Genomic DNA, 22,646 nt, shown 5'->3' on the forward strand with positions numbered 1-22,646 from the left:
CTTCCTCCCTAGCCGTGGAACCTGAGTACGGTGGTGAACCCCTGCGTGCCGTCGGCGACGCCGGTGCCGACCAGCGTCGTGGCGGGTTCCTTGCGCCCGAAGCCGGCGGAGTACCAGCCCAGGGGCGGTTCGCTCTCGCCGCGGTGCGCCCGCCAGGTCAGCCGCGCGGGCAGGTCGAGCTCCGCGGAGCGCTCCTCGCCGTCGACGGACCAGGTCAGCCGCGCCCGGTTCCCCTCCAGTTCCGCGGTGACCGCCGGGCCGAGGTGGAAGGCCAGGCGTACGTCCCGGTGCGGGCCGCGCACCTCGTCGAACACGGTCAGCTCCCGGCTCCCGGACGCCAGTTCCACCAGACGCCGGTGCACCGAGTCCTGGTAGCCGTCGTGCTCGGCGCACCAGCGGGACGTCCCCCCGGCCGGGGCGCCGGAGGCGTCCGCGACCAGGACGCGGCTGCGGGCGTGCCGGGTCCACAGGAACGGGCCGCCCGAGACGGACTGGTCACCGCCGTCGAGTTCCAGGGTGTTGTGGCCGAGGGTGGAGCGGAAGTACCGCCGCCACTCGGGCTGCCCGTGGTAGCAGAACGTGCCCGGGTCGGCGAGCACGTCGACCCCGTCGTGCCGGACCTCCACGGACAGCGCGTCGGCGTGGGCGTGCGCGGCGATGGACAGGAATCCGTGCGGACCCCCGTCGCAGCGGACCCAGATCTCCTCCGGCCCGCGCAGGATCGTCATGCCCGCGTCGGCGAAATGGGCGGGCCGTTCCGCGGGGCGGGACACGGCCGGTGCGGTGTCCTTCCTCGCGTACGGCTGGATGAACGCGGCCAGCAGCGGGGTGCGCACGTCGGTGCCGGTCACCGCCGGCCACCAGTCGAGCCGGCCGAACACGGCCTCCCCGGTGGCGAGCAGCGAGGCCCAGCGGTCGGTGCCCGCGCCGTCCACGATCAGACCGTGCCCGTCGTCCGCGTCGCCCTGACGAGGCGGCCGCAGCCGGTTGTCCACGACGGCCGCGAGCGCGTCCGTCATGCGCAGCAGCACGAGCCGGACCGTCGCGGGGACCTGGACGCCCGCCGCGTCCGCCTCGGCCAGCGCGGCCAGGCCGAGTTCGAGGACCAGGCCGTGGTACTCGGTGGCCAGCTCGCGGTTGAGGCCGGAGAGGAACGTGTTGCCGCGCAGCTCCCGCTCCAGGGACCGCAGGGCGTCGGAGCGCCAGCGCGCCGAGGAGGGGAACCAGCCGAACGCGCAGGCCGCCGCGAACTGCCCGGCGGTCTCGGCGATGACGTGGTTGTTCGCCGAGGACCCACGGCTGGGGAAGGCGGCCAGCCAGCGCTGGTGGTGCCAGATCTGGTTCAGCGCCACCGGGTTGTCCTCGAAGAGGGCGGCCGCGCCCTGCCAGCCGTCGAGCAGCCGGCGGACCCACACCCAGGACAGCAGCCGGATGCCCAGCTCGATGCCGCTGGTCCAGTGCACCCCGCGCAGCGGCGGGTTGGCCTCCCACCACGACCGCAGGTGCCCCGCCACCCGCTCGGCGTACCGCTCGTCCCCGGTGAGGGCGTAGGCGGCGGCGAGCACGGTGAGGTACTGGTGCCGGGACGGCTCCCAGATCTGTTTGATGTCCCCGACCGCGTCCTCGTCGCGGTACGGCACGTCGAAGGCGTACACCTGCGGGGCCCGGCGTCCGGTCTTCGGGTCGTACGACCAGTCCGGGTCGGCCAGGTCGTCGCGTTCCACCCCGAAGAACTCGGCGTGCCCGTCCATCAGCCGGTCCGCCGCGGCGACCAGACGCTTCGCGGCGTCCGGCGCCACCTCGGCGAGAGTCCCCGCGGGCAGCGTCGCGGTGAACCGGGCGCCGGTCACCTCCGGGCAGTCCGGCGGCGCCGCACGCCACCGCCGCCTGCGCACCGCGTCGCCCGCCCGGCCGCCGACCTCCCGCGGCCCCATCCGGGACAGACGGCGCAGGTACCAGCCCGCGCTCATGGTCATCGAGCCGCCGCCAACGTCACCGGCACGCCGCCGGCCAGGCCGGTCTGCACGGCGAGGGTGGCCGCGGTGGTGGCGACCAGCGACTCCAGCGGCACCGGCATCGGACCGCCGGTACGGACGGCCTTGACGAACGCGGCCAGTTCGGCCGACTGGCCCTTGTCCCGGGCCTTGGGCAGCCGCGAACTGAGCCACCGCTTGCGGGCGTGGACCGAGGCGCGGACGAAGTCGTCGAGGCGGAGCACCTTGCCGTCCGCGACGAGGTCCAGTGTCTCCTTGGGGAAGCCGGGCGCGCCCGTGGTGACGTAACTGATGGTGGCGGTGGACTCGTCCGGGTAGCGCAGGACGATCTGGAGGTCCTCGTTGCCGGACGAGGCGACCGCGTACACGGAGACCGGATCGGCGTCGAGCAGCCAGCTCGCCGTGTCGATGAAGTGGCCGCCCTCGCCGGCGAACCGCGAGCCCTCGGAACCCTGTTGGAGGTACCAGCTCCCCTGCGCCAGCCGGCCCGCGTTGACCAGATAGCGCAGGCTCGCCGGACCGGTCCGGGCGCCGAACTGGTTCCTGGCCTCCTGGAGCAGCGGCGAGAAGCGGCGGTTGAAGCCCACCTGGAGCCGGTCGTTGCCGGACTCCTCCACCGCCGCGAGCACCCCGGCCAGCTCCTCCTCGGTGAGGGCCAGCGGCTTCTCCACGAACACGGTCTTGCCGGCGAGCAGGGCCTGCCGGGTGAGTTCGGCGTGCGAGCTGTGCCGGGTGACCACGAACACCGCGTCGATGGACTTGTCGCCGAGCACGGCGTCGAGATCGGTGGTCGCCTCGGCGAAGCCGAACTTCCGCTGCGCGTTGGCCGCGGACAGCGCCGTCGTGGTGACGACCGTCGACAGCTCGACACCGTCGCGCCGCGCCAGATGCGGCAGCAGCATCGACGTGGCGTAGTTGCCCGCGCCGACGAACGCGAGGCGCACCGGCGTCTTCGCGGCCCGGACCGGCGCGGACCCCTCGCCGCCGCCCCGCTTCACCGCGGGCACGGCCAGCACCGGTGCCTTCGCCGGGGTTTCCGCGGCGTCCGGCTCCGCCGTCTGCTCCGGGTACCGGAACAGCACGGCCACGGCCTTCAGTTCGCCTTCCTTCAGGCTCCGGTACGTCTCGACGGCGTCGTCGAAGTCGGCGATGTGGGAGATCAGCGGCTCCACGTCGACGCTGCCGCGGGCGGCGAGGTCGAGGAAGCACGCCAGGTTGCGCCGCTCGGTCCAGCGGACGTAGCCGATCGGGTAGTCCCGCCCCTCCAGCTCGTACGCCGGGTCGTAGCGACCGGGTCCGTAGCTGCGGGAGAACCGGACGTCGAGCTCCTTCTCGTAGTACGCGTTCCACGGCAGGTCGAGGCGGCACTTGCCGATGTCGACGACCCGCCCGCGGTCGCGGCAGAGCCGGGCGGCCAGCTCGACGGGCTGGTTGCTGCCGCCGCCGGCGGCCAGGTACACCTGGTCCACGCCATGGCCGCCGGTGAGTTCGGCGACGGAGTTCTCCACGGCCGCGGAGGAGGGATCGCCGCAGGCCGCGGCGCCCAGGCGCTCGGCGAGCTCGCAGCGCGCCGGGTCCGGGTCGACCCCGACGACACGGACGCCCGAGGCGGTGAGGAGCTGCACGACCAACTGCCCGATCAGCCCGAGGCCGATGACCAGCGCCACCTCGCCGAGCCGCGACTCGCCCTGGCGGACACCCTGCATCGCGATCGACCCGACGGTGCCGAAGGCCGCGTGCCGCGGCGCGAGTCCGTCCGGCACCGGGGCGTAGAGGTTCTTCGGCACCCAGTTCAACTCGGCGTGCAGCGCGTGCTCGTTGCCGGCGCAGGCCACCAGGTCGCCGACCTTCACGTCGTCGATCCCGGCGCCGACCTGCTCGACCACCCCGCACAGCGAGTAGCCGAGCGGCGTGTACGAGTCCAGCTTGCCCATCACCTTGCGGTACGTGGCGGGCACCCCGTTGGTGGCGACGCTCTGCATGACCTTGGCGACCTGGTCCGGACGGGAGCGGGCCTTGCCCAGCATCGACATGCCGGCCTCGGAGACCTTCATGAGCTCGGTACCGGTGGAGATCAGCGAGTAGGCGCTCCGGACGAGCACCCCGTCCGGCTTGCATCCCGGCACCGGCACGTCGAGCAGCGCCAGCTCACCGCTCTTGTAGTTCTGTACGACCTGTTTCACCGAAATCCTCTTGTCTCTACTGTCTCTACGCGTTCACGGGAGAGTGCTGGCCGGCCCCGGAGGTCGCGCCGCGATACCAGTACTCGAGGGTCAGCACGTGCCACAGATGCTTGGAGAAGTCCCGCTGCCCGGCGGCGTCCTCGGCGACCATGCGCGCCAGCGCGTCGCGGCGCAGGAGCCCCGACCGGACGAGCTCGCCGTCGTTCACCACCTCGCGCACCAGCGGTGCCAGATCCCGGCTCATCCAGGCCCGCAGCGGGGCGCTGAACAGGCCCTTGGGCCGGTACACGATCTCCCGGGGCAGGACCGAGGCGGCCGCCTCCTTGAGGACGGCCTTGCCCTGCCGTTTGACGATCTTGCGGTCACCGGGCACCGCGAACGCCGCCCTGACCACCTCGACGTCCACGTACGGCACCCGCACCTCGGTCGACGCGGCCATGCTCGACCGGTCCGTGTAGGCGAGGTTCAGACCCGGCAGGAACATCCGGGAGTCGCCCAGGCACATACGGTTGACGAAGTCGTCGAGGTCGTTGTCCTCGTAGACGTCCGCGTGCTCGGTCAGCACCTCGTCGACCGTCCCGGCCAGGTCCGGATCGATCAGGTCCAGCAGTTCGGCCCGGTCGTACATGGTGTAGCTGCGCCGGAACGCGGTCTCCTCCGGCAGATCGGCGAAGGACAGGAACCGCTTCGCGAAGCGCACCGAGCGGTACCCCCGGCGGGCCGAGGCGACCGGCAGCCGGTCCACGGCCGCGGACACGCCGCGCCGCAGGGGCCGCGGGACACGCTGGTAGCGCAGTGCGATCACGTTGGCCAGGTGCTTGCGGTAGCCGGCGAACAGCTCGTCGGCGCCCATCCCCGAGAGCATCACCTTGACCCCGGCCTCCCGGGCGGCCGAGCAGATGAGGAACGTGTTGATCGCGGCGGGGTCGCCGATCGGCTCGTCCAGGTGGTGCGTCATCCGCGGCAGCAGGTCGAGCACGTCCGGGGCGATCTCGATCTCGTGCAGGTCGACGCCGAACTGCTCGGCCACCTGCCGGGCATAGCGCAGGTCGTCCGGCATCGCCTCGAACTTGGCGTCCTCGGCACGGAATCCGATCGTGTAGGCGGAGATCCCGGGCCGGTCGCGGGCCGCCAGCGCGGTCAGATAGCTGGAGTCGAGCCCCCCGGAGAGGAAGGTCGCCACGGGCACGTCGGAGAGCAGATGGCGCCGGGTCGACTCCTCGACGACGGCGGCGATGTCCGGCAGGTCGCCGCTGAGAGCACGCTCCCGGCCCTCGGACGCGACCTCCCGCAGGTTCCAGTACCGGCCGCGCTGCACCCCGCCGTCGGGCCGGAAGCGGATCCAGCTCCCCGGCGGCAGCTTCTCCGCCTCGCGGAACGCGCACCGCGAGTCCGGAACCCAGTAGTACAGCAGCGACGCCACCAGCGCCGCGTGGTCCACCTCCAGCGACCCGCCGGTCACGGCGGCCAGCGCCTTGAGCTCGGAGGCGAACACGAGGCCCCCGCCGCGCCGGAGCAGGAACAGCGGCTTGATGCCGAGCTGGTCGCGGGCGAGCGTCAGTTCGCCGGTCCGCTCGTCGAAGACACCGAACGCGAACATGCCGCGCAGCCGGGGCAGGCAGTCCGTGCCCCAGCGCCGCCAGGCCTCCAGCAGCACCTCGGTGTCGGAGGTGCCGCGGAAGCGCACCCCCGAGGCCTCCAGCTCGGCGCGCAGCTCGGGCGCGTTGTACAGCTCGCCGTTGTACGTCAGGACGAGACCGTCCGAGACCATCGGCTGGGCGCCCGTCTCGGACAGGTCGATGATGGCCAGCCGGCGGTGCCCGAGGTGCACCTCGCCGTCACCGGCGGAGTGGCTGTAGTGGCCCGCCCCGTCCGGACCGCGGTGGGCGAGCGTCTCGGTGAGCCGGTCGGCCACCGCCTTCCCGTCGGGCCATCGGTAAGTCCCCGCGATGCCACACATGTCCTACCGTGCCTCCTGGTCGCTGTCCGGGACGCGGGCCGCCCATATCGGCTGCCGCTCCGCCCGCCGGGCCGGCCCGCTCTGCCGGGCCGCCCGCTCGTCCTGGCCGCGCAGCGCGGTGCCCAGCCCGTCCCACAGCGTGCCGTCGGTCCGGTCACGCGGATCGGGGTCGATCAGTACGACACCGATCACCGCGATCCGCTGGTCCGCGAGCTGCCGTGCCACGGTGTGCAGCCACGCCGAACTGCCGTGCCCGGCCCGTACGACGAGTACGGTCCGCGTACCGAGGTACTGGAGGTCGGTCCACGCCGTGCCGGGCGCCACCGAGCCGACCCCGACCCGGCGGTCCTGGTGCGGCAGGGCCGCGGCACGTTCGCCGCTGACCACCGTCGGGTCGCCCTGCTTCGGGCGGCGCTTGGCGAGCTGGGGTCCCGGCAGACCGTCGACGACGACCACCGGCCCGTCCGCCGCCAGCGCCCTTGCGAGGTCCAGGGCGATCTCGGTGGTGCCGCGCGCACAGCCCAGTTCGAGCAGCGACACCGGTTCCGCGGAGCCGCGCGCGGTGCGCGCCAGCGACGTGGTGAGCCGTTCGCGTGCCACCCGGACCCGTCGGCGCCGCCCCGGCCTGCCCTTCCGGCGGGGCAGTTCGGCGATGACCGAGGCGCCGAGGTTCGACGCGATCTCCCGGCGCAGGACGGGGCGGTCCGCCACAACCGAACCGACGGCGGCGACCGCGAGCCCGAGGACGAGGCCGAGGACGAGTCCGATCACGCCGTTGGTGGCGGCGGCCTTGGGCAGGGAGCCGCGCACCGCGCTCGGGGCGTCCACGATCTGTGTGCCGGCGATGAGCTGCGGCGTGCCGATGCGCGCCTCCGCGGCGCGCTGGCCGAAGTCGGTGATGCGCGAGGTGAGTTCGGCCCGGCGGGCGAAGAGGGACTCCAGGTCCGCCGACGCCGTCGGCCCGCTCTGTGCCGACGCGTCCCCGATCGCCTTGTTGACCTTGGTGAGTTCGCCCTGAAGGCGGTCACGCTGGTCGAGCAGGGCCTTGGCCTCGGCGTCCGCCGCCGCCCGGATCCGCTTCACATGGTCCGTGACGAACGCGTCGGCCAGCGCCTTGGCGCGGGCCTCCGCCTGCGCGTCGCTGTCACCGGTCACCGTGATCTGCAGCAGGTTGTTGGTCAGCCCGATCCCCGAGTAGTCCCGCATGAAGTCCTCCGGCTTCTCCGAGGAGTGGAGGGACTTCAGGGCCTGGTCGGCGATCCGTGTGGTCTGGAGCAGCGCGACGTCGGTGCGGATCAGCGTCCCCGGGTCGTTCGGCTGGTCCTCCTGGTGCGCGACCAGCACCTTGGTCACCGCGGTCGGCGGCGCCGGCAGCAGGACCGCCACCGCCGCGCCCACGAGCAGCCCCAGCAGACCCGCGGCACACCAGAAGCGGCGCCGTCTGCGCACCGCCACCACCAGTGCCTGCAGGTCCAGCAGCGGAGCGGCGGCCGACGACTCCGTTGTCGTACTCGTCGTCACCCTGAACTTCCCTTCACGTCGTGGCCGACCGCGAGCAACGGCGTGGCCGCGTTCCGGGGACGGCCGGCGGACCGCGCCGGAAGGGCGCGGACCATGCCGGCGAGGACGACACCGACGACCTCGTGCTTGGCGTCCGCGCACGCCTCGGCGATGCCGGCGAGTTCGGCCGCGGTCCAGTTCCCCGGGCTGAGCACGACCAGGGCACCGGACTCGCTGCCGCGGTCCGGCACCAGGGGCTGGGACACCGAGACCCCCACCATCCGCAGTGCCGGATCGCCCTCGGCCTCGGCGACGAGCCGGCCGGCGGCGAGGCGGGCGGTCTCGTCACCGTCCGGGACGAGGACCAGCAGCCGCCGGGGGGCGGGCAGCCGGTCCCGCAGACGGGCGCACACACGCTGGTAGCGGATCTGCCTGCTGACCTCGTCACTCGAGGCCTGGGGGGCCGGGATGTCCCAGCGGACGTCGACGCCGAGCAGCCGGCGGATCCCGGAGTGCGAGCCATCGCTCTCCGACCGGTGCCCGGTCCGCTCGGCGGGAACGTCGACGGTGCCCAGCAGTTCCGCGTTCAGCGCCGCGGCGATCTCCGGCTGGGTGCGCAGCCGGCGGCTCATGCGGGCCGCGGTGAGATGGCCGACGACCCCGAGCAGGAAGAACAGCAGCGCTCCGGCGACGACGAGCTGGAGTCGTGTCGGTGGTGCCTCGCCGGTGGGGCGGGGGGCCGAGCCCATGACGACCATGTTGGCCTTGCGGGCGGAGGGGTCGGCCTGGTCCAGCTTGTTGATGGCCTCCTGCAGCGTGGTGCGCAGTTTCTCCAGCTCGGTGCGGGCCTGCACGCCCTCCACGGTCTGCCCGGGATCGGCGGCGTCGGCCAGCTCGGTGATGCGCTTGCTGGTCTGGGTCACCGTCTGTTGCAGTGCCTCGCGCTGCGCCGCGGTATCGGGGTCGGTGTTGTTGTCCGCGACCCGCGCGGCGAACGTGACGAACTGCCGGGCCACCTGGTCGGCGAGCCGCTGCGCGCGTTCCGGGGTCTCGGCCGTCCCCGAGATCTTGATGATGTTCCCGTCGGCGGTCTTCGCGCCGACCTGGTCCCGCAGTTCGTTCTTGCCGACGTCGGTCCAGTGGAGCTGGTCGGCGGCCGCGTCCACCACCACCGAACTGGTCGCGATCTCCTGCTGGGTCAGCAGTTCGCGTTCCTCCCAGGCGCCGGGCAGCAGGACCGACGCCGAGGCCGTGTAGCGCGGCGGGAAGAGCAGCGAGGTGCCGTAGCCGGCGAGCGCGCCCACCAGGGCGAGCGCGGCGAGGAGCCGCCAGCGCCGACGGACGATCCGGCCGATCGTGACCAGGCGTATCGTGTCATCGTTCAACGGTGCGGCCTCCGCCCTGTGCACGTTCCGGGCCGCCCGCCGGAGCGGCGTCGCCGCAGGCCGCGGCGTAGGCGGCGAGCAGGGACGCCTGCGAGTTCCGCCACGAGAGCGGGCCGCTGATCCGTTCCTGGCCGATCTTGCCCATCAGGGCCCGCTTCTCGGGATCGTCCAGCAGCTGCGCGATGAGCCGCGCGAACTCGCCCTCGTCGTTGGCGGGCGCGTAGACGGCGGCGTCACCGGCGGAGACACGGGCCTCCCTGAGCTCGAACGAGACGAGCGGCCGGCCCATCACCATGTACTCGAGGACCTTGTTCATGGTCGACACGTCGTTGAGCGGGTTGTGCGGGTCGGGGGAGAGGCAGACGTCCGCGGTGGACAGGTAGCGCACCAGATCCGCGTCCGGGATACGCCCGGTGAACTGCACCTGATCCGCGAGTCCGAGCTGCCTGGACAGCTCCACCATCGCGTCGAAGGTGTCTCCGCCGCCGACGAACACCGCGTGCCAGTCGGTCCGGCCGACCTCGTCGCGCAGCTTCGCGAGGGCCCGCAAGGCGTAGTCGACGCCGTCCTGCGGGCCCATCACGCCGAGGTAGCACAGCAGATGGGGCTTGCCGCGCTTCAGCTCCGGCTCGGGCGGCACGGGGTGGAACCGGTCGATGTCGGGCGCGCTGCGCACGACGAAGACGTCCTCCGGCCGCTTGCCGCCACGGCGTACCGCGGTGTCCTTGTAGCTCTCGTTCGTGGCGAGCACGACGTCCGCGGCCCGGTAGGTCATCCGTTCCAGCGCGCAGACGCCGCGGTAGAGCAGGTCCTCGCCCCGGTCGAACCGGGAGAGGTACAGCTCGGGCACCAGGTCGTGCTGGTCGAAGACGAACCGCGCCCCGCGCCGCTTCAGCCACCGGGCCGGCAGGAACAGGAGGTCGGGCGGATTGCAGGCGTGCACCACGTCGACCGGGCCGATCTTCCGGGCCAGCCGCATGGTGTGCCACAACGCCGATCCGTACTCCCGCAGATAACCGGCCGGTCCGCCGGTGGCGGCGCGCAACGGGTAGCGGTGGATCCGCACCCCGTCGATCACCGCCTCCGGCTCCGTGTCCCGTTTACTGCCCTGGGGACAGATGACGTGCACCGTCCAACCCGCGTCGCGCAGGGTCGTGCATTCCTGCCACACCCGTCGGTCGAACGGCACCGACAGGTTCTCCACCAGGATCAGCGCGCGCCGGCTTGGCCGGTCGCCGCTGGTCGAGTCACCAAGCAAGGCCCATGTATCCCGGTTCGGCCCGGCGCGCTTCGGCGTCGGGGAGGTGGATGAGGTCGACGATCACCGGACCGTCACCGTGGGGCAGCGCCGACAGCACGGCCGGGTCCTTCGTCCCGACCAGGCACACCTCGGCGTGTTCGAGCACCTCGTCGACGGAGTCCGCGAGAAGCTGCGCGAGGTGCGGCAGCCGGGTCTCGATGTACTCGCGGTTCGCGCCGAGCAGCCGGGAGAGGCTCACGTTGGCGTCGTGGATCCGCAGGTCGTACCCCTTGCCGAAGAGCCTTTCCGCCAGTTCGACGAGCGGGCTCTCGCGGAGGTCGTCGGTGCCGGGCTTGAAGGACAGCCCGAACAGGCCCACCTTGCGCTTGCCGGTGCGCTCGACCATCTCCACCGCGCGTTGCAGATGGTCGGCGTTGGAGGGCAGCACGTGGGACAGGATGGGTACCGACACGTCGGCCCGCTGCGCCGCGTGGACCAGGCTCCGCAGGTCCTTGGGCAGGCACGAGCCGCCGAAGGCGAAGCCGGGCCGCAGGTAGGCGGGGCTGATGTTCAGCTTGCGGTCGGCCAGGAACACGTCGATCACCTGGTGCGAGTCCACCCCGAGCGCCTGGCACACCGCGCCCAGCTCGTTCGCGAAGCCGATCTTGAGGCCGTGGAACGCGTTGTCCGCGTACTTGATCGCCTCGGCCACCGGGATCGGCACCCGGAACACCTCGCCGGGCAGGCCCTCGTACAGAGCCGCCACCACGTCGCCGCTCGCGGCGTCGAGTTCGCCGATGACGGTCTTCGGCGGGTCGAAGAAGTCCCGCACGCTCGTGCCCTCGCGCAGGAACTCGGGGTTGACCGCGACCCCGACGTCCACGCCGGCCGTTCCGCCGACGTACTTCTCCAGGATCGGCAGCAGCAGGTTCAGGCAGGTGCCCGGGAGCATGGTGCTGCGGAACACGACGGTGTGCCGGCCGCCCCGCTCGGCCAGCGCGGCACCGATCTCCTCGGTGACCCGCTCCAAGTAGGTGGTGCACAGGCTGCCGTTGGGCTCCGAGGGCGTGCCCACGCAGATCAGCGACACCTCGCTGTTCTCGATCGCCTCACGGACGTCGGTGGTGGCGCGTAAGGCCCCGCTCCCCACGACGTCGGCGACGAGTTCGCCGATCCCCTCCTCGACCACCGGGGCCTTGGCGTCGTTGACCAGGTCGACCTTCACCTGGTTGACGTCCACCCCGATGACCTCGTGGCCCTGCCCGGCCAGGCACGCGGCCGACACGCAGCCCACGTAACCGAGCCCGAAAACGCTGACCTTCATGACCCGTTCCTCCCCCAGGGCAGACCCTTGCGGCCTGCCGTACACGCGCCTGCCGGACGACACCCTCCGCGCATCAGTAGGCCCCCTGCCCGTAGAGCACCGCACGCAGCGTCTTCCACAAGATCACTGTGTCCAGGGCGAGCGACCAGTCCTCGACGTACCGCAGGTCCAGTCGCACCGCCTCCTCCCACGACAGGTCGCTGCGTCCGCTGATCTGCCACAGGCCGGTCAGCCCGGGCTTGACCAGCAGCCGCCGCCGGATGTCCGGGCCGTACGCGGCGGACTCCTCCGGCAACGGGGGCCGTGGACCGACGAGCGACATCGATCCCGCCAACACGTTGAAAAGCTGCGGGAGTTCGTCGATCGAGTACCGGCGCAGCACCGCTCCGACCCGGGTCACCCGCGGATCCCGGCGGACCTTGAACAGCAGTCCGGCGCCCTCGTCGAGGCCGGCCAGCTCCGCACGTGCCTTGTGGGCCCCGGAGACCATGGTGCGGAACTTGAGAATCGTGAACTCGCGGCCGTTCTTGCCGACCCGGCGCTGGCGGTAGAACGCCCCGCCCCGGCTGTCCAGGAGCACGAGCAGGCCGACGAGGACCATGAGCGGCGCGAACAGTAACAACAGGACGGCCGCGCCCAGCCGGTCGACGACCACCTTGACCGCCCGGCGGCCGCCGGTGAAGGTCGGCATGCTGACCCGCAGCAGCGGGATCCCGAGCACCGCGTCGACGTGCAGCCGTGGACCGGCCACCTCCATCAGCACGGGGGCCACGACCATCTCCGCGTCGCTGCCCTCCAGGTTCCAGGCCAGCCGTTGCAGCCGGTCCGGCGACCAGTGCGGGTCGGGGGTGACCGCGACGACGCGGTAGCCGTCGCGGTGCACATGGTTCGCGACGTCCGCCAGCCGGCCGACGACCGGCACCCCGTCGAGGTGGTCACCGTCGAAGCCGTGACCGTCCGTCGTGCAGACCGCCTCCACCCGCCAGCCGAGATGCGGGAACTTGCGGGTGCGGGTGACCAGATCGCGCACGGTGGCCGGGCTGCCGGCGGCGAGCACCGGTCGCAGACACCGGCCTTCCTTCCGCTGCTTGTGCAGCCACAGCCGCAGCAGATAGCGCACGGTCATGGTCACGATGGCGATCGCGGGGATCGCGACGAAGATCCAGAGTTTGATGTTGCGCGAGGTGAGGGCGATCCCGCCGAGCGCCAGGACCACGGTCGCCGCGAACAGCGAGCGTCCCAGCCGGCGGAATTCCTCCGCGCCCTGGCCTAAGACGGCCGGAGCCCACGAACGGCTCACCGCCAGTGCCCCCAGCACCAGCAGCTCGGTGCCGAACGCGAGGATGCCCCACTTCTCGTGCCAGTTGGCCGCGTCCCGGGCACCGAAGAAGTTCCCGATGGACGCCACCACGAAGGCCGTGGCGACCATGTCGCTGGTGATCACGGTCCGGCGGTACCGCTGCTCCCAGTCGGTCGCAGGCTGATGCATCGCCCCGTCCGTCAGACGCTCGCGCGCAGACGGAAACGGACGTACTAGTCCCCCTTGCCGCACAGAACCCCCCAGGTTCCAGTGGTTCGACGTGTTCGCCTAACACTGTTTCTCGCCCCGGGAGGCACCCCCGCCCCCCGCGCCGCGACGCGCTGTTCCTCCCCCGGGAGGCCCCCGCCTCCCGCGCCGCGCTGTGTGTCCGGAAACCCGTCGAGAACCCGGGTGCTCCCCGCACCCGAACCCTTCAGGGCCGCAAGGACCGACCACCCCCACGTCTGGCGTCGAGGAGGCCAATGCTGGCATTCCTGGCGCCGGACCTATAGATCATTATTGGTCGCCTCATGTCCGAACAGCTGAAGCACGGTCAATCTAGACCATCAGGGCCGCTATGAAGAGGGGGATGTGTGGAATTTGTGTTCAAGATTTGGTGCCGGTTCCGCCGACGGTTGTCCCCCTCCGGGCGCTTTGACCCCACCGTGCCCTTGAGCAGCACTTCCGCGGGCGGGCGGGTGATGACGATCGACGAGCCCCAACAGACCTTCCACAGCGCACAGTTCGGCAAACCGGCCGATGCGGAACCGTCCTCCTCGCCGCTGCTCGGAGCCAGTCGCGCCGTTGGGGGACGCCGTACAGGCTCGTGCACACCTCCGCCATCAGGGCGATCGCGGGGATGCCCCAACGCCCGTTGCAGCAGCGGTACATGACGAAAATTCATGTCGCGGAACCCCTCGTACTCCCAGAGTTCTCCTCAGGGAGCGGCCCTTCCTTCTCCTGGAAGCCGTCCTGCCGGTGGCGGCAACCGGGGGAGTCGCTTTGGCGTGACCAAGAATGACCCAACTGGCCGCCAAACGACCGGGGTTGGTCGGGTTGTCCGTTGACGGTGATGACCGTGGCCGGATTTGATCTTGTGTTCGTAGAGATCTCGTAAGCCTGCAAACGAAGGGTCGATTCCCCGGGATGAAGAGCAACAGGCCACCGAAGGACTCATGGGATCCGACGGTGCACTACCCCGACCTCGACATGTCCGACGGCCTGGCCGAGGCGCTCAGGCGTGGCGCCTCCGGTCTCGGGCCGGCGCTCGACGGGCTCGTCCAGGGATTCGGCCAGGCGGAACTCGCCACCGACCGCGGCACCGTCTCGGTCTGGGTCGCGGCCGAGGAGCGGAGCTTCGGCATCGCCATCCATGAGTCCGGTGTCAAATGGGCCTCGGGAGCGACCGACGACCTCGGTCGGGCCCGCCGGGCGGTCGCCGCCTGGCGGGGCGGCGCCCATCTCGACGACTACGCGGCGGAGTTCCCGTTCATGAAGGTGGGGACGCTGGCGCGCGCGTTCGCCGAAGGGAGGGTCGCCGATGCCCGCTGGGAGGAGTTGCTGGCCTCGGAGTACCCCACCGGAGGCCAGCGTCTGCTCGTCCGGCTCGCGTCCTTCGGTGAACTGCGGAGGTTCTTTCCGGAGATCAGCTACGGCGAACTCCGCTTCACCGAGCCGCCGCCCCACCGGGACGGCCGGGTGTTCCGCGTCGCGTGCGACGGGGAGGCGTTCCGGGTGACGGTGCGGGGGTCCGCGCCGGAGGAGTCCCGGGAGTACACCCTGGGCGACCTCGACGAGGTGGCCCGCCACATCGCCGGGTTCTTCGCCGCCGACTGAGTGGGGAGACGGGCGCGCGGGGCCTAGAGCCAGTCCCGGCGCTTGAAAATCACGTAGAGGCTGGCGCAAACAACGCCCATCAAGCCGATCGCGAAGGGGTATCCGAAGGTCCAGCCCAGCTCCGGCATGTTCTCGAAGTTCATGCCGTAGATCGTTCCTACGAGTGTCGGGGCGAACAGGATCGCCGCCCAGGACGAGATCTTCTTGATCTCCTCGTTCTGTTCGAAGCCTGCTTCCGCCAACGCCCGCATCTCGGCGTTCTGTTGCTGGGTGACGAGTGTCGCGTTGACCGTGAGGATGTCGGTGAGCGCCTGGCGGAATCCGTCCACCCGCTCGCTGGTGTGCGTGACGTGGTCGGCGACGTCGCGGAGGTAGCGCTGGAGCTCCTCGTCCGTGCGGTACTTGGCGAAGCCGGCCATCAGGCTGTGCAGCATGCCGACCAGCGGGCGGGTGGCGCGCTGGAACTCGACCATCTCGCGGGAGAGTTCGTAGATGCGGCGGGACACCGCGGGGTCGCCGCGGAAGACCTCGGTCTCGATCTCGTCGATGTCGTTCTGGACGCCGGAGACCACCGGGACGTAACCGTCGACGACGGAGTCGAGGATCGCGTACAGGACGGCCTCCGGGCCGAGCCGCAGCAGTTCCGGACTGCCCTCCATGCGGCGGCGCACCGCCGAGAGGTCCGGTGCCGCGCCGTGCCGGACCGTGATCACGAAGTCCGGCCCCACGAACACGTGCAGCTCGCCGAAGTCGACCTCCTCGGCCGCGTCCAGATAGCGGGCGGCGCTCAGGACGACGAAGAGCGTCTCCCCGTAGCGTTCCAGCTTCGGACGCTGGTGCGCCTCCATCGCGTCCTCGACGGCCAGCGGATGCAGATCGAACTCGGCCGCCAGTGAATGGAGTTCGGCCGCCGTCGGACGGGCCAGGCCGATCCACGCCATGCCGTCCGGCTGCTCGCGCAGCTCACGGAAGGTCTCGGCCAGCGACGCGGGCGTCGACACCCTCACCCCGTCGCGGTACAGCGCGGACTGGACGACGCTGACGACCTCGGTGGGCTCCGGCGCGGGAGGCGCCTCCCGCGGCGGCGTGTGCCGCGGGGGCGGCGCGGACGGCGGCGTCAGGGCGCGCCGCCAGAGCGATTTCCGCGCGGCCCCCATGTGCTTCCGGCCCCCGGGGCTCGCGGGGTCTTTCGCCTCCCCGGGGCCGTCCGTGGCCCCCGGGCCCCTCCGGTCATCCGAGGCTGAGCGGGCGCGTCGCTCGGACATCGCGGCTGCCTCCAGGGTCGAACGTACGTCTGCGCGATCTCCGAGCAGGATATACGGGGCAAACGGCCCGCGTACCGTCACCGGCCGGGTATCCGGGAGGCGGGCCGGGTGGGAGTTGCGGACAGAGGGTGTCCGCGAGGGGCGTTAGCGTGCCGGGTATGACGAAGACGACCGCGACGGCCCCCGTGCTCGGCGCCCGCGCCCTCAACCGCGCGACCCTCGACCGTCAGCTCCTGCTGCGCCGCTCCCCGATGGCCGCGACGGCCGCCGTCGAGCACCTCCTCGGCCTCCAGGCGCAGAACGTGAAGCCGCCGTACTACGCCCTCGCCGCCCGCCTGGACGGCTTCCGGCCCGAGCACCTGTCGACGGCCATGGAGGCGCGCGACGTCGTCCGCATCGTCACCATGCGCTCCACCATCCACACGCACACCGCCGACGACGCCCTCACCCTGCGTCCGCTGGTCCAGGCCGCCCGCGACCGGGAGCTGGGCCAGTTCCGCAAGGGGCTCACCGGCGTCGACCTGGACCGGCTCGCCGCGATCGGCCGCGAGCTGGTGGAGGCGGAGCCGCGCACCATGAAGCAGCTCCGGGAGGCACTGCTCGCAACGTGGCCGGAAGCCGACCCGTTCGCCCTCTCCGTCGCGGCCCGCTGCACGCTGCCCCTCGTCCAGGTCACCCCGCGCGGTGTGTGGGGCCGCAGCGGCCAGGTCGCGCTCACCACCGCCGAGCACTGGCTGGGCCGCCCCGCCGAACCCGCCCCCGCACCGGACGTGACGGTGCGGCGCTATCTCGCAGCCTTCGGCCCCGCCTCGGTCAAGGACATGCAGACCTGGGCCGGCCTGACCCGGCTCCGCGAGGTCTTCGAGCGGCTCCGGCCCGCCCTGGAGGTGTTCCGCGACGAGAACGGAGTGGAGCTCTTCGACCTGCCCGACGCGTCCCGGCCCGACCCGGACACCCCCGCCCCGCCCCGCTTCCTGCCCGAGTTCGACAATCTGCTGCTGTCCCACGCCGACCGCTCCCGGGTCGTCCCCGCGGACCTCAAGGGGCGTACGTGGCGGGGCAATCAGGCCTACCGCACCCTGCTCGTCGACGGTTTCGTGGCCGGCTTGTGGAAGCTGGAGGAGGGCGCGCTGGTCGTCGAACCCTTCGGCGGGCTCAGCGGCGCGCGGCGGGACGAGGTCACCGCGGAGGGGGAACGGATGCTCACGACGATGCACGCCGGAGAGACGTACGACATCCGGTTCGGCACGGTCGCGCGGCCCTGAGATGCCGGCGGACGGGGGGCGCCGCGGGGAAGCCGTCCGCCGGCAGGTATCAGGGGCATGTCCTTGGATGAGGGGCGTTGCGGACCGCTCGTGGAGGCTCGCAACGCCCCTCGGCTTTTACCTGAGGGGTACTCAGGAAATCATGGGTTCCTACGAGTCGACCTGCTCGGTCACCAGGCTGGAGAACGTCGTCAGGCGGGTGTACACCCCCGGGTAGCCGGCCTCCGCGCAACCCTCTCCCCAGGAGGTGATGCCGGCCAGCACACCGTTGATGAGCAGCGGGCCGCCGCTGTCGCCCTGGCAGGTGTCGACGCCGCCGGCGTCGTAACCGGCGCAGACCATGTCGGAGGCCACGTAGTTGGAGCCGTACGAGGCCGCGCAACTGGAGTCCGACACGATCGGGACGGTCGCGGTGCGGAGCTGGTTGGAGGACGTGCCGTTCTCTGAGGTGGTACCCCAGCCCACGATGCGGGACTCGGTGCCGGCCGCGTACAGGCCGGTGTCGGAGCCCGACACGTACGGTGCCGGGGTGTACGGCATCGGCGTGGACAGCGTCAGGACGGCCACGTCGTCGCCGTCGGTGGCGTCGGTGTAGTCGGGGTTGATCCAGATCTTGCTGACCGTGCCGACGGTGCCGTCCGTGCCGTTGAGGAAGGTCCTCCCGCCCACCACACGGATACTGTTGGTGGTCTCGCCCGACATGCAGTGGGCCGCGGTCACGACCTTGTCGGCGGCGACGAGGGTGCCACCGCAGAACTGGTTCTGCCTGGCGTCGGTGATCTGCATCATGAACGGGTACGCGGTCGTCGTGGTCGTCGTGCCGCCGACGATGGGCTGGGGAGCGGCGGCGGCGGACGGGGCGCCGAGCAGCGTGGTCGCGGCTGCCGCGGCGGTCGCCGCGCAGATGGCTGCGCTGTTCTTGAGGCGGATGAGCCCGAACATCGGTCTCCTTGAAAGTTGCCGGTGGGGGGACGCGCGGGTGTGTGTGGGGGGAGTCACGACGCCTCTGGATGGGGTGTCGTAGGCCCGAGCGAGCGGCACGCCCACACGCTAGGGGTTGTGACCGCTCTCCCCCAATGAGGGAACCCCCTAGTCGAGACGGGGGAGGGAAAACCCTTGCGGGGCGCGGGCCGTGTTTGACGCGGGCGCCGGACGGCCGGTCCCGGCCAGGGAGCCCCGCCCGTCCGGCGCACGTTCACCCGAAGGAATCACCCAGCAGCCATACCGCCCCGGCCGGGAGCTCTACCGGTGTCGGCCGGAGCGTCACCGTTCCGGCCCGCAGTCTCACCGGTCCGGCCGCTTCCGGCGTGCCCCGCGTCACGGTTTCGGCCGGCACCGCCCCCGGGCGGGCGCGGCGCGACCTCGCGGACACGGCCCGGCGCTCGCGTCCCGGAGTCCCCGCCCGGCGGGGCGGCTTCCCCAGGGGCCGGGGGAGCGTCAGTCGGGCCTGCGTTCCGCCGCCAGACGCACGATGTCGACCCGCGACCGAATCCCCAGCTTCCGGTACACCCGGGTGAGCGTGGCCTCGACCGTCTTGACGCTGATGAACAGGCGCCCGGCGATCTCACGGTTGGTGGCGCCCTCCATGACCAGGGCGGCGACCTGACGCTCGGTGGCCGCGAGGGTGTCGAGGGCGGCGGGGGCGAGGGGCGGCGCGGCCGGCGGGCGCGCGGCCGCCGACTCCACCTGCCGCAGCCAGGGCAGCGCGCGGCACCGGCGGAACAGCCGGGCCGCCTCGTCGTAGGACGTGGGTCCCGGCACGGTCGTACCGCCCGCCCGAGCGGACCCGGGAACGTGCGGGAAGGCGCGCAGCCCGGCGAGGGCGTACGCGGCACGGGCCTCCTCCAGGCCGTAGCCCAGCTTGCCCAGGCGGTCCTGCGCGGAGGCCAACTGGCGCTCCGCGGGTCCCTGTTCGCCGCGCGCGGCCCGGACCAGCGCCTCGGCGCGGTCGAGCACGGCGAGCACGCTCTCGCGCTCCAGGCGCAGCGCGCGCCTGCGGGTCACGTCGATGACGTCCTGCGCCTCGGCGGTCTCGCCGATCCTCACCAGGGCCTCGGCGAGGTCCCCGTGCCAGCGCCCCCGGGCGGGGTCGATGACACCGAGGCTCTCCTCCAGCTCCCGTACCCGGCGCAGGGAGTGGACCGCGGCCGACGCGTCCCCGGCGACGAGCTGCGCGTGCCCGAGGGCGCCGAGGGCGCGGGAGAGGTAGACCAGGTCGCCGTCCTCCTCGGCGCGGTCCACGGCCTCGTGGGCGAGCGAGAGCGCGCGGCCCACGTCACCGCCGGCCGCCTCGGCGAGCGAGGTGAACATGGCCGTGGCGGCCTCGCCGATGCCCGTGTCGCGGGCCAGCCGCAGGCTCTCCCGGGCCAGGTCGAGGGCGCGGCCGCAGTGGCCGGAGCGCAGTTCGGTCTCGGCGAGGCCGCGCAGGAAGTGCAGTTCGCTCTCGACCATGCCGCGCCGCTGCACCTCGCGCAGCAGCGCGGTGATGGCGGTGCGGGCCTCGGCGAGCCGGTCGCCCATGATGAGCCAGCGGAAGCGGGCGGCGCCGGCCCCGTTGTGGTCGCAGGCGACCCGCGGGTCCTGCGGCTCGCGCATGGCGCGCTGGATGGTCGCGGGCGCGTCCGGGTGCCCCATCAGGGTTTCCATCTGCGCCTGGAAACCGAGCGCGAGGAGTTCGGTGCGCCGGTCGCCGGCGCGCGCCGCGAGCCGGGCGGCCCGGGCGGCCTCCTCGCGGGCCTTGGTCATCTCGCCGTCCATCAGCAGCGCCCGCCAGGCGAGCTGGTAGCGGACGAGGGCGACGAGGCCGGGGTCGTCGCCCGCGTCGGCGAGCGCCTGCGGGAAGACGGCGTCGATCTCGGCCATGGCCTGCCCGGCGGAGTCGACGACGACCATCCAGGCCCGGACCCGTTCGGCGGGGGCGGTGGCTCGTGACAGCACCTGGCGGGCGATGTCCCGGGCGAGGTCCGTCTCCCCGGCCGTGAGCGCGTCCTCGGCCGCCTGGAGGCGCCGTTCGTCCGCGCCCGGCCGGGTGTCGGCCGGGGTGTGCCGGGCGGCGAGCAGTCCGAGTCCGACGGCGACGGAGGGGGCGCCGCGGTCACGGGCGGCGGCCGCGGCCTCGCCGAGCCGGTCGGCGACCGCGGGGTCCGTGCCCGTGGTGGCGAGCGCGAGGTGCCGGGCCCGTTCGATGGGATCGGAGGCGGCGCGGGACAGGGCGGAGTGGGCGGCGCGCCGCTCCTGCGCGTCGGCCTCGGCGTACAGGGCGGCCGAGACCAGGGGGTGCGCGAACCGGATGCCCGGTGTCTCGCGTTCGGTGGCGAGCAGTCCGAGGGCGGCGGCCGAGGCCGTCTCCGCCTCCGCGTTCTCCCGGCCCGCGGCGTGCAGCAGGGCCAGGGTCGGGCGGGCGCCGGCACTCACCACGAGCAGGGTGCGGCGGGCCTCGGCGGACAGCATGTCCAGACGGCTGAGGACGAGCGCCCGCAGTGACGTCGGCACGGGGAGCGGTTCGCCCGGGCTCGGCCGGGTCGGCGACTCGGCGAGGGCACGGCCCAGCTCCAGCGCGAAGAGCGGATTGCCGCCGCTGGTGCGGTGGATGTCGCGCACGGTGGAGCGCGGCAGACCGGTGTAGCCGCGCTGCGCGAGGAGTTCGGCCACCTTGGCGCGGGCCAGCGGGGCGACCCGCAGGGCCAGGGTCTCCGGGACGGACGCGCGGAGGAAGCCGTCGTGGTCCTGCGCCTGGGGCTCGGTCTCCGTACGGACCGCGGTGAGCATGCGGACCGGTGTGCCGCCGAGCCTGCGGGCGGCGAAGCCGAGGAGTTCGGCGCTGGCCGGGTCGAGCCACTGGAGGTCGTCGGCGACGATCAGCACGGGCCCGCGCGCGGCGAGGGCGCGGAACGCCGACAGCACCGCGAGCCGCAGCGCCAGACCGTCGCGCTGGAGGGTGGACTCACCGCGGCCGGTGAGCGCCGACTCCAGGGCCGTGCGCTGCGGGGCGGGCAGCCGGTCGGCTATCTCGTCGACGACCAGACCGAGGAGGTCTGCCAGCGCGAGGAAGGGGAGATGGGATTCCGACTCGGTGGCCGAGCAACGCAAGACGGTCCGCGCCGATTCGGCGCATTCGGCGGCCAGCGCCCGCAGAACGGTCGACTTTCCTATTCCCGCGGGCCCGTGGACGAGCACACTGCCACCGTCGGAGAGCTGCTCGCGTGCCGCGGCGAAGAGTTCCTCCCGGCCGATGACCAGGTCGGGGCGCGGTCTCGCAGGTTCCCTGAAGTCCCCTCGCACGGTCACCGCTCCCCTCGTGTGTCGTGTCCTGGCCAATATTAGGCAACGTCTCTTTGAATTTCGGACAGTCCGGGTGGTGAGGGAAATAACAGATGGTACGCATACGTCATTTCACGGTCCGGACGATTGAATGAAGGGTCCCGCGGCGGGCGGCCGCGGCGGGCGGGTCCGCTAGGGCAGCACCCCCGCCCGGCGCGCGGCGACGACGGCCTCCAGTCGGGTGTGCGCGCCGAGCCGGCGCATGGCCGAACGCAGATACCCCTTCACGGTCTCGGGGCGGAGCCCGAGCCGTTCGGCGGCGGCCGCGTTGGTCGCTCCCGCCGCGACACAGGCGAGGACGTCCACCTCGCGCGGAGCGAGTACGACATCGTGGACCACCCCCTCGGACGGAGCGGCCGCGTCGGCCAGCCGGCCGCACACGGAGAGCAGTTCGGCGCGCAGCCCCGGGTCCGCGATCCGCGGCGCCAGCGCCCGCAGTGTCCCGTGCGCCTCGCGCACCTCTTCCCAGGCCGCGTCACCCGTCGCTCCCGGCGCCGGGCCGGGCTCTCGGACGACGCCCAGCAGTTCGTGCGCCGTGTCCCTGACGACCAGCGCCTGTTCCACGTCCCGGGCCGCGGCGACGGCCGCCCCGAGCGTGCGGTCGCCCAGCGGCTGGGCCGTCCGCAGGGCGCCGTACAGCACCCCGCGCACCCGGCGCCGTACGACGACGGGAACCGCGAGGACGGAACACAGGCCTTCCGTCGCCACCGCCGTGTCGTACTCGTGGCTGATCTGCCGCGAGGCCGGATAGTCGCTCACCGCGCAGGGCCGGGCGAGGGCGACCGCCTTGCCGCCCAGACCGTTGCCGGACGAGACCGCGAGCGCGCTCAGCGCGCGCGTCGCCGTACCGCTCAGCTCACTGATGCGCACCAGCCGCCCGCCGGAGTCGACCAGGCCGCCGAAGGCCACCGGCAGCCCCGTGGCACGCCGCAGCCGCACCAGCGCCGCGCGCACTTCCACCGACTCGGCCGTGTCCGCTGCCACCTGCTCGTCCCTTCATCGCGGGGCACCCCCCGTTCGGGGGTGGTGAGACCTGCATCACGGAATACACGATGGTAGGCGGCGGTCCGGCAA

13 protein-coding genes and 1 pseudogene are annotated in these 22,646 nt (G+C 72.5%); 2 read left to right on the top strand and 12 right to left on the bottom strand.

Annotated features, from left to right (window positions below; translation table 11 throughout):
* Window positions 1-8: 8 nt before the first annotated feature.
* From ACIQ7M_RS00700 to ACIQ7M_RS00735, 8 genes and pseudogenes are all read right to left on the bottom strand, one after another.
* Window positions 9-1,976 (bottom strand): alginate lyase family protein, encoded by a 1,968-nt coding sequence (locus ACIQ7M_RS00700; protein WP_403638389.1) that lies wholly within the window; start codon window positions 1,974-1,976, stop codon window positions 9-11.
* Complete coding sequence (locus ACIQ7M_RS00705; protein ID WP_403638391.1) at window positions 1,973-4,177, bottom strand: bi-domain-containing oxidoreductase; 2,205 nt, start codon at window positions 4,175-4,177, stop codon at window positions 1,973-1,975. Before ACIQ7M_RS00705 ends, ACIQ7M_RS00700 begins: the two co-directional genes overlap by 4 nt.
* A gap of 25 nt (window positions 4,178-4,202) precedes the next feature.
* Window positions 4,203-6,137: an asparagine synthase (glutamine-hydrolyzing) gene (gene asnB / locus ACIQ7M_RS00710; protein WP_355761660.1), complete on the bottom strand. Its 1,935-nt coding sequence runs from the start codon at window positions 6,135-6,137 to the stop codon at window positions 4,203-4,205.
* A gap of 3 nt (window positions 6,138-6,140) precedes the next feature.
* Window positions 6,141-7,658: a Wzz/FepE/Etk N-terminal domain-containing protein gene (locus tag ACIQ7M_RS00715; protein ID WP_355761658.1), complete on the bottom strand. Its 1,518-nt coding sequence runs from the start codon at window positions 7,656-7,658 to the stop codon at window positions 6,141-6,143.
* Complete coding sequence (locus ACIQ7M_RS00720; RefSeq protein WP_386984519.1) at window positions 7,655-9,022, bottom strand: Wzz/FepE/Etk N-terminal domain-containing protein; 1,368 nt, start codon at window positions 9,020-9,022, stop codon at window positions 7,655-7,657. The genes ACIQ7M_RS00715 and ACIQ7M_RS00720 overlap by 4 nt, the downstream gene beginning before the upstream one ends.
* A pseudogene (locus ACIQ7M_RS00725) lies at window positions 9,019-10,280 on the bottom strand (glycosyltransferase family 4 protein). The gene ACIQ7M_RS00720 and the pseudogene ACIQ7M_RS00725 overlap by 4 nt, the downstream one beginning before the upstream one ends.
* Window positions 10,270-11,586, bottom strand: a complete 1,317-nt coding sequence (locus ACIQ7M_RS00730; RefSeq protein ID WP_355761650.1) for a nucleotide sugar dehydrogenase — start codon at window positions 11,584-11,586, stop codon at window positions 10,270-10,272. Before ACIQ7M_RS00730 ends, ACIQ7M_RS00725 begins: the two are co-directional and overlap by 11 nt.
* A gap of 73 nt (window positions 11,587-11,659) precedes the next feature.
* Window positions 11,660-13,138 carry a sugar transferase gene (locus ACIQ7M_RS00735; protein ID WP_403638395.1) on the bottom strand — a complete coding sequence of 493 codons (1,479 nt, stop codon included), beginning with the start codon at window positions 13,136-13,138 and terminating at the stop codon, window positions 11,660-11,662.
* Between the two features lie 894 nt (window positions 13,139-14,032).
* On the opposite strand from ACIQ7M_RS00735, the gene ACIQ7M_RS00740 reads away from it, so the two are divergent.
* Window positions 14,033-14,722 carry a hypothetical protein gene (locus ACIQ7M_RS00740; RefSeq protein WP_403638397.1) on the top strand — a complete coding sequence of 230 codons (690 nt, stop codon included), beginning with the start codon at window positions 14,033-14,035 and terminating at the stop codon, window positions 14,720-14,722.
* 23 nt (window positions 14,723-14,745) lie between these two features.
* Here ACIQ7M_RS00740 and ACIQ7M_RS00745 read toward each other — a convergent pair whose 3' ends face one another.
* Entirely contained in the window at window positions 14,746-15,879 is a 1,134-nt protein-coding gene (locus ACIQ7M_RS00745) for a magnesium and cobalt transport protein CorA (RefSeq protein ID WP_403638399.1), read from the bottom strand.
* 266 nt (window positions 15,880-16,145) lie between these two features.
* Here ACIQ7M_RS00745 and ACIQ7M_RS00750 point away from each other — a divergent pair, with 266 nt between their 5' ends.
* Window positions 16,146-17,252: a winged helix DNA-binding domain-containing protein gene (locus ACIQ7M_RS00750; RefSeq protein ID WP_403638401.1), complete on the top strand. Its 1,107-nt coding sequence runs from the start codon at window positions 16,146-16,148 to the stop codon at window positions 17,250-17,252.
* Between the two features lie 150 nt (window positions 17,253-17,402).
* Here the strand turns inward: ACIQ7M_RS00750 and ACIQ7M_RS00755 are convergent, their stop codons facing one another.
* From ACIQ7M_RS00755 to ACIQ7M_RS00765, 3 genes are all read right to left on the bottom strand, one after another.
* Window positions 17,403-18,194 carry a serine protease gene (locus ACIQ7M_RS00755; protein WP_355770906.1) on the bottom strand — a complete coding sequence of 264 codons (792 nt, stop codon included), beginning with the start codon at window positions 18,192-18,194 and terminating at the stop codon, window positions 17,403-17,405.
* 495 nt (window positions 18,195-18,689) lie between these two features.
* Complete coding sequence (locus tag ACIQ7M_RS00760) at window positions 18,690-21,539, bottom strand: ATP-binding protein (protein WP_386984528.1); 2,850 nt, start codon at window positions 21,537-21,539, stop codon at window positions 18,690-18,692.
* Between the two features lie 165 nt (window positions 21,540-21,704).
* Window positions 21,705-22,556, bottom strand: a complete 852-nt coding sequence (locus ACIQ7M_RS00765; protein ID WP_403638403.1) for a response regulator transcription factor — start codon at window positions 22,554-22,556, stop codon at window positions 21,705-21,707.
* Between the last annotated feature and the right edge of the window lie 90 nt (window positions 22,557-22,646).

This window comes from Streptomyces sp. NPDC096324, assembly GCF_044763015.1.
Lineage (GTDB): Bacteria > Actinomycetota > Actinomycetes > Streptomycetales > Streptomycetaceae > Streptomyces.

Bases quoted from the DNA above. Each gene is read 5' to 3' on its own strand.
- ACIQ7M_RS00700 (WP_403638389.1), bottom strand. From the start codon at position 1,976: ATGACCATGAGCGCGGGCTGGTACCTGCGCCGTCTGTCCCGGATGGGG.
- asnB (WP_355761660.1), bottom strand. From the start codon at position 6,137: ATGTGTGGCATCGCGGGGACTTACCGATGGCCCGACGGGAAGGCGGTG.
- ACIQ7M_RS00730 (WP_355761650.1), bottom strand. From the start codon at position 11,586: ATGAAGGTCAGCGTTTTCGGGCTCGGTTACGTGGGCTGCGTGTCGGCC.
- ACIQ7M_RS00740 (WP_403638397.1), top strand. From the start codon at position 14,033: ATGAAGAGCAACAGGCCACCGAAGGACTCATGGGATCCGACGGTGCAC.
- ACIQ7M_RS00745 (WP_403638399.1), bottom strand. From the start codon at position 15,879: ATGGGGGCCGCGCGGAAATCGCTCTGGCGGCGCGCCCTGACGCCGCCG.
- ACIQ7M_RS00750 (WP_403638401.1), top strand. From the start codon at position 16,146: ATGACGAAGACGACCGCGACGGCCCCCGTGCTCGGCGCCCGCGCCCTC.
- ACIQ7M_RS00755 (WP_355770906.1), bottom strand. From the start codon at position 18,194: ATGTTCGGGCTCATCCGCCTCAAGAACAGCGCAGCCATCTGCGCGGCG.